The organism is Exiguobacterium sp. ZOR0005, from assembly GCF_000798975.1.
In the GTDB taxonomy this organism is placed as follows: domain Bacteria; phylum Bacillota; class Bacilli; order Exiguobacteriales; family Exiguobacteriaceae; genus Exiguobacterium; species Exiguobacterium aurantiacum.
In genome coordinates, this window is sequence record NZ_JTLB01000017.1 from 58,186 (window position 1) to 65,000 (window position 6,815).

The 6,815-nt window shown below is 50.4% G+C and carries 8 protein-coding genes; 2 read left to right on the forward strand and 6 right to left on the reverse strand.

The features are described 5' to 3' along the window. Window position 1: 1 nt before the first annotated feature. Window positions 2-1,192: a helix-turn-helix domain-containing protein gene (locus L971_RS07520; protein WP_047375255.1), complete on the reverse strand. Its 1,191-nt coding sequence runs from the start codon at window positions 1,190-1,192 to the stop codon at window positions 2-4. A gap of 111 nt (window positions 1,193-1,303) precedes the next feature. Here L971_RS07520 and L971_RS07525 point away from each other — a divergent pair, with 111 nt between their 5' ends. Beyond that, on the forward strand, window positions 1,304-2,569 hold the full coding sequence (locus L971_RS07525; RefSeq protein WP_047375257.1) for an MFS transporter: 1,266 nt from the start codon (window positions 1,304-1,306) through the stop codon (window positions 2,567-2,569). A 23-nt stretch (window positions 2,570-2,592) separates the two neighbouring features. Here L971_RS07525 and L971_RS07530 read toward each other — a convergent pair whose 3' ends face one another. From L971_RS07530 to L971_RS07545, 4 genes are all read right to left on the reverse strand, one after another. Then, entirely contained in the window at window positions 2,593-2,889 is a 297-nt protein-coding gene (locus L971_RS07530; RefSeq protein ID WP_024370912.1) for a DUF3817 domain-containing protein, read from the reverse strand. Window positions 2,890-2,971: 82 nt separating this feature from the next. Further along, window positions 2,972-3,475 (reverse strand): DoxX family membrane protein, encoded by a 504-nt coding sequence (locus tag L971_RS07535; RefSeq protein ID WP_024370913.1) that lies wholly within the window; start codon window positions 3,473-3,475, stop codon window positions 2,972-2,974. 190 nt (window positions 3,476-3,665) lie between these two features. Beyond that, a complete protein-coding gene (locus L971_RS07540) occupies window positions 3,666-4,079 on the reverse strand; it encodes a pyridoxamine 5'-phosphate oxidase family protein (protein ID WP_024370914.1) in 414 nt (137 codons plus the stop codon). Between the two features lie 126 nt (window positions 4,080-4,205). Beyond that, window positions 4,206-4,406: a cold-shock protein gene (locus tag L971_RS07545; protein ID WP_016507985.1), complete on the reverse strand. Its 201-nt coding sequence runs from the start codon at window positions 4,404-4,406 to the stop codon at window positions 4,206-4,208. A gap of 266 nt (window positions 4,407-4,672) precedes the next feature. Here L971_RS07545 and L971_RS07550 point away from each other — a divergent pair, with 266 nt between their 5' ends. After that, the gene (locus L971_RS07550) at window positions 4,673-6,271 is read left to right on the forward strand and encodes a glycoside hydrolase family 55 protein (protein ID WP_047375260.1); all 1,599 of its coding nucleotides are present in this window, start codon (window positions 4,673-4,675) and stop codon (window positions 6,269-6,271) included. Here L971_RS07550 and L971_RS07555 read toward each other — a convergent pair. After that, window positions 6,235-6,741 carry a flavodoxin domain-containing protein gene (locus L971_RS07555; protein ID WP_047375262.1) on the reverse strand — a complete coding sequence of 169 codons (507 nt, stop codon included), beginning with the start codon at window positions 6,739-6,741 and terminating at the stop codon, window positions 6,235-6,237. The genes L971_RS07550 and L971_RS07555 overlap by 37 nt on opposite strands. Between the last annotated feature and the right edge of the window lie 74 nt (window positions 6,742-6,815).

Consider the following 6,815-nt stretch of genomic DNA (forward strand, 5'->3'; position numbering starts at 1 on the left):
ATCAGCCCTTGATTTTTTGTAAGAGACCCGTCAAATGTGTCCGATAAAATCCTTGGGGGAACTTTTCGACAGCTTCCTGGATGGAAGGTACCAAATCGATCCCGCATCCATAGCTCGCTCCAATCAACACCCCTTCAAAGTAGACGGCTTGATCAATCAAACTGTGCGACTTCCAACCATCCATGCCGTTCCATAAAGAATTGAATGCAGCATTTCCAGATTCTTTATTTCCCTTCATCGCATGATAAACACCTTTGGACATCTCAATCGCAGCGACAAACGTATAGTCATCGGCTAACAACTGTTCCATCTCCTGGATGTGATGCCCGAGTTGTTCGACACGTCGATAATGAATCGCGTACAGCGCTTCCGACAATGCCAGGCGTACTTTCGCCACGTGATCATCCGTGAACTGAATATACTGTCTCGCTTTTAAAAACGCCTCGTTGATCCGTTGTTCGTCCTTCAGATACAATGAACACAGCGCAATCGTTCGATGGACATCGTCAGCTCGATAATACGTCCGTGTTTGGTGCATATGTCTCAAGGCGCCGTCCAAATGTCGGATAGCACCCTGAAGATTCCCCTCATACGTCAGTTCCTTCATGACGAGTAGCATGCTATATTCCGTCCGTGTCCTTGACGACATATTACGAATGTCCATGAGCTCCATTTGTTCAATTTGCGCGCTCGCTTCGTCAAACTGATTCCATAGGATATAGTAATAAGCCTTTCCAATAAGCGCCATCACCAGCTCATTCTTTTCACCTAGCCGTTCAAATATCGAAATGGCCTGGTCGTAGTAGGACAGTAGCTTATCACGATTCGAATCGTGCTCCATGTTGTCGCCCATGATCACGAACGCTTTTCCTTGCCAAACCGAGTTCATTTCTGTCGAGAGATAAGGTTCTAACGCCTCATTTGTCGCTTCTTCCGACCAAGGAGTGAGACTTAATTGCGCATACTCGATCTCTTCCACAAGTCGTTGCAACTCTTCTTCTTTTGGATCGACGAGCAGCGACTGCACCGGCACGTCTAGTCGTTTCGCGATCTCGCGCAGGCTGCGCATCGACGCCTCCGCCTTGCCATTCTCAATCATGCTGAGCATCGATTTCGTGATAATCCCTTCAGCGAGTTGGCTTTGTGTCAGTTTTTTTTCTTTTCGTAACGCTTTAATCTGTTGTCCAATCATAGAGCACCTCTCGAAAGTTAAATTTAATTGAACTTTTTTATATACAAACAGGGTTCTGTCGTTTACTATAAAGTTAAATCAGGTTGAACTTAATAGTAAAGGAGAATCTGTATGACGACCACATCATCAAATTTGTACGTCTTGTTGCTCGGAAAGTTCATGTCACTGTTCGCCTCAAGCTTGTTCACGTTCGTCGCTGGATTGACAGTGCTCACGACGTCAGGGTCGGGGCTTCAGTTCGCCCTCGTCTTACTCGCAGGAACGTTGCCCCGTGTGTTGCTTTCTCCGTTTGCCGGCGCGTATGCCGACAAATTGAACCGCAAGCGCGTCATCATCGCGATGGAATCACTCAACGCCCTCTTGTTTTTCTTGGCCGGGCTCGCAAGTCTCGTCTGGACGTTCGGCGTCCCTGCTTTCTTGATTATCACATGTCTGCTCTCCGTCGTCTCGACTTTCTTATCGGTCACGCTGACCAGTTCAATTCCACTCTTGTTTGACGAGAACGGACTCCAACGCGCCAACTCGCTCATCCAAAGCATCATCTCCGTCTCGAGCATCGGTACACCACTGTTGGCCGGAGCATTGTTCACGTTGCTACCCGTCTCCACGTTCTTGTTCAGCTCTTCCTTCTTGTTCATCGTTGCCGCCTTGTTTGCCTCCCGCCTCACATTCCGAGCGTACGAACATGTTCCTACCGATCAATCGACGTGGGACGACGTCCGTTCCGGCTTTCGCTACTTGAAACGACAACGGGTCCTGTGGACGTTGACCGTTCTCGCGGCGTTTCTCAACTTCTTCTTCGTCGCTTCAGAGGTACTATTTCCGATTGCCGCATTACAGGAAATCGGCGTCAGCCCACTCCAGTTCGGCTTTTTGGAAAGCATGTTCGCCGTCGGCTTTTTAGTCGCCTCGCTCGCCCACGCGTTACCGCTCTTTAAAATCAAATATCGTTTAGCGACAACTCGGACTGCGCTCATGATCATCAGTTGCCTATTCATCGCGCCGGCGGTCCCGCTTTATTACAACTTCTCGGTCACGCCGGCCATCGTCTTCCTGACAGGGTTCGCCTTACTGAGTGGATTTTTCATCATCCGCGTTAATATTCCGATTCAATTGTTCTTACAAACGAATACGGAGCCGAGTTATCTCGGCCGGGTCATGGGCGTCCTCGAATCACTCGCCATGGGCATCACGCCGCTAGGATTTGTATTATTCGGGGCACTCAGTGAGTGGGTATCGACTGCGCTCCTATATGCGATTTGTATGGTCTGTCTGCTGTCGCTTACGTTGTTCGCGATGCACCGGATTCGGCACGACATCGCTGCTGAAAAGGCGGTCGTCCTCGGCGAATCTGAAAGTGCCTCGGCCCATCAGTGAACGCAAAAAGACATCGAACGTGTTCAGTTCGATGTCTTTTCTGTTGATGGGAGGACTCGCTTCTCCAATAGAAACGGTCCGAGCGGGATGACCGACGCCATGACCGCCATGACCAAAACCTTGAAGCCCCAGCTAAAGCGCCATGCCATGTAAACGGCGGCCGCCACGTACGCGACGAACAAGAAACCGTGGGCCGCGCCGACGATGCTGACGGCGAGCGGCATACCTGCTAAATACTTGAGTGGCATCGCAATCAATAAGAGGAGCAGGAATGACATTCCTTCCGTATATCCGAGCCATTTAAACTGTGTAGCGTTCATGATCGTTCTCCTTTTCAATCTATGCTACGTTCATCGTAGCCGAAGAACGAGCGGTTTGTCACAAGAGAATGTCATAAATTCGTCACGCTATTTGACGATTTGGTGAACGGTGCATGACTTTCGTTTCGACGAACTTGCGAAGGAACAAACCGTCGACCCCGATTTTCCCAGCGTTATAGCCGGCGACGAGGATAAGGACCGAGACGATGAGCATCGTCGGGTTCGTGCTGACCGTACCAGAGAGCAAGAACGCCATGTTCATGACGAGACCGAAGAAAGCAGCGCTGCGAGTCAAAGCACCGAGCAAGAGCCCGAGACCGACGAGAACCTCACCGTACGGGATCAAGATGTCAAACAAGGCAGCGTTCGGGATCGCGAATCCTTCCAGGAAAGCGGCCCACCAACCTGCGACGGCTGGATGGTCACCTGTAGCGAGCGACGCCGCGTTTTGAAGATACCCGCCTGACGAGAAGTCGCCTGTGACTTTGCCCCATCCGGCTGTGAGCCAGTGATAACCGAGCCAAATCCGAAGCACGGTCAAGATGCCGGTCGCGATGTTATGGTTTTGCCAAAACTTTGTGAACATGATAATTCCTCCTTGTTATGTTGAATGATGACTTATATGTGATTACATTCACAATATATCATCCATGTTCACCTTTTCACATATACTATGATAATCGTTCACGATTCGTTCATATGTGTGACACAGGTCAGTCACTTTTTGGAAATTGGTCAATAAAAAAAGACGTCCCTTTCGACGTCTCTTCTTTACATTATAAAGTTACTTCTTGCGGTGCTTGACCTTTTTTGTTCATAACCCGCATCGATTGTGGTGAGATTTTCAAGATGACGAGTTTCGGATCATCCGGTCCCTCGAACCAGCCTTCGAGCTTCTCATTCCACACTTTCTCTTTCATCGACTCGTCATCCGACACGGTCGTCTCACCTAAAATCTCGAGATACGTGTCCCCGACTCCATCCCCGTCATAACCAATCAAAATGTGCGTGTACGGATTGTTTTGCAACTCGTCCACTTTATCCGTATCTTTTGAAGTTGCGGTATAGAGTGTCAACTCATCATGGAAAAACGTCATGTAGCGGCTGTGCGGCTTCCCTTTGTAAACGGTAGCCATCGTTCCCACGTTACTATGGTCTAGAATCTGTTTTGCCGTTTGTAATGCATCCATTCTAAAAAACCTCCTTGTAATCGTCACTCGTATACTCTTTCCCCGGGGACAAGCGATTAAACACACGGACACAAAAAAACCTGCTCGCCGAAGCGAACAGGTTATCATATTCCTTAGAAAGGAAGATTAGATTTTTTCAACGTTAGAAGCTTGTGGTCCACGAGCTCCGTCAGTGATTTCGAAAGTTACTGCTTGGCCTTCTTCAAGTGTCTTGAAGCCGTCGCCTTGGATTGCTGAGAAGTGTACGAATACGTCGTCTCCGCCTTCCATTTCGATGAAGCCGTAACCTTTTTCTGAGTTAAACCATTTTACTTTACCTGTGTTCATAATGAACCCTCCTGAAATAAACGCTGTGCGTTCTAGTAGTGCCTTACTAGAAAAAACTGACCAATAAAAAATCACAAACCTATAGGATTATCTTAAACGAAAAATAATCCAAAGCGTTTTGTGAATTATGTTTCCAGCTATTCTTAATTAAGCACATATGTAATATACCACGGATAAATGCTTCTGTCTACTAAATACTTCGGTTTGCTAAAAATACTTTAAAAACGGGTAGATTCAAGTGAATCGATTGCTAGGAGGAGACGAAGATGATGGACCGAATCAACCCGAAACAAATTCGCGCAAGCATCGCAGCCCATTCCAATTGGAACGAAGACGAGTTACTTTCCGACACGCTTGCTTGGCATGCGGCGACGAGACGGGATCGCTATCCCGATCAACGGAAGACGTACGCGTCACGCATACCGCTGACGGAACGGATCACCCCCGTGACGAGTTCCCTCCCGCTCGAGATCGTCGATGATCTCGTCCGCCCCGTCTGGATGCGTCGGCTTGATGCCGAATATTTAAACTTGAGACAAGCAACGATACGACGCATCGATGTGACCGAGTACGGGGCCGTCGGGGATGGCAAGACCGACTGCACGCTCGCCTTTCGCCTCGCCTTGCGCTCGAATCGTCATGTGTACGTTCCGGCTGGCGTTTATGTCGTGCGAGGCATCCGTATCCCATCTAATTGTGTGCTCGAAGGGGCGGGGCAGGACGAAACGACGATCAAGCTTCACGACCAGGCACCTAAATATCGGCGACTGCTCCGGAATGCGACCCCATTTCTCGGAAACCACCATATCGAAATCGCCCATCTGACACTTGACTGGAACGTCGACCGACTCGGTGCTGTGGACCGAACGTCTAGCGGGGATACGGCTTCAAGCGCGTTGACACTCGCACACGTCACATTCGGATGGGTTCATCACGTGACGGCGAAAAACGCCGGGCTGCACGCGTTTGATATTACCGCCCCTCATTACCACTATCTCGGTGACGGCTTACGTGCAGCGAAAGGAAGCCGCTACGTCTGGCTCGACCGTTGCGAGGCGACAAATTACGGGGATGACGGCATTACGACGCATCATAGTGACGCCATCTACGTCACGAACTGCTACTGTCATCATCCACACGGTCGGACCCACACATCCGGCTTCTCGAATTCAAACGGCATCGAGGTCGATGACGGGTCACGGCATGTCGTGCTCGTGAATAACATGACCGAGGGCTGTTTCGGCGGGATCGAGGTCAAAGCACATGCGACGTCCTCGGCCGCCCACGACGTCCATATTTTTGGTCACATTTCATACCATGACAATCGCTCGTACAACTTCCGGCATATCGGCCATCACTTGGCGGACGACCCGGACTCGAAGACAGCCCGTTTCATCTCAGGCACGAACTTGGTCTCCATTGAACCGATCCGTTCCCCACTGTATGAGCGATCGTCTCCGCGCAGTCTCGTCGTGTCCGCTTATCAAGACGTATTCATTCATGGTTTCACGGCCGTCGGTGATCCGACCTACGATTATGAAGCCAATCCCGCCCTTGCCATTCAGTATAAATCACGTGACGTCCGCTTGAAACGGATCGCGACGAGCGGTTTCATGTCAGGACGCGCCGACATCGAGCTGTTCGGGGGAGCGAACCGGACCGACCGGATTACCGTCGAAGATGTGACGTGCCGACATTCGGCACCGATTGCCATTAAAATCGGGGGACGACTCTCGACAGTGACGCTTCGCCACATCGAAGGCGAACAAAAGGGAGGAGATGCGCTCATCTCCTCCCAAAGTCCACTCGATGCCCACGACTTGTTCGCTTACGGATTTTCAGAACGGGTGCGGAGCGACGCTTGAGCTGACTCGACTAGTTCGTCTAACCGCGCTTTATCCAAGTTGAGTGAGCTGACCGTCTGCTTCGCCATCATTCGAACGATGGCTTTATCGAGGAACCCCATCCGCTCAAAGTCATAGCCACTACCGACGACTTCGACGAAGTAGGCGTGCGCCCGTAACGATTCACCGTACGCACTTTCGAGTTCACGTTGCCGTTCTGCCGCGGTCGGCGTCCCGGCGCACAAGTACAGCCCGAGCGGACGTTCGAGCAATGGTCCCTCGTTTTGCTTCAACCAGTCCGTTAACTCATCTTGGACTTTCCCCATCCGAATGGAGCCTCCGACGATAACATGGTCGATCGTCCCCCAATCGACACCCGGTTCGTCGACCAAATTTTGCACATGGACGTTTCCAGACAGACGTTCAGCCAAAAGATGGGCGACTTTCTCACTCGTACCGTAACGCGACGTATACGCAATCAACGTCTTCATCTCGTTTCCCCCTTTGAAAGTCAGAGTCTATTTTTCTTATTCCCGATTACTGGAGAGAATATATAGGCCAGAAA

Coding starts and splice junctions, on each gene's coding strand:
- L971_RS07520 (WP_047375255.1), bottom strand. CDS start 1,192: ATGATTGGACAACAGATTAAAGCGTTACGAAAAGAAAAAAAACTGACA.
- L971_RS07525 (WP_047375257.1), top strand. CDS start 1,304: ATGACGACCACATCATCAAATTTGTACGTCTTGTTGCTCGGAAAGTTC.
- L971_RS07530 (WP_024370912.1), bottom strand. CDS start 2,889: ATGAACGCTACACAGTTTAAATGGCTCGGATATACGGAAGGAATGTCA.
- L971_RS07535 (WP_024370913.1), bottom strand. CDS start 3,475: ATGTTCACAAAGTTTTGGCAAAACCATAACATCGCGACCGGCATCTTG.
- L971_RS07540 (WP_024370914.1), bottom strand. CDS start 4,079: ATGGATGCATTACAAACGGCAAAACAGATTCTAGACCATAGTAACGTG.
- L971_RS07545 (WP_016507985.1), bottom strand. CDS start 4,406: ATGAACACAGGTAAAGTAAAATGGTTTAACTCAGAAAAAGGTTACGGC.
- L971_RS07550 (WP_047375260.1), top strand. CDS start 4,673: ATGATGGACCGAATCAACCCGAAACAAATTCGCGCAAGCATCGCAGCC.
- L971_RS07555 (WP_047375262.1), bottom strand. CDS start 6,741: ATGAAGACGTTGATTGCGTATACGTCGCGTTACGGTACGAGTGAGAAA.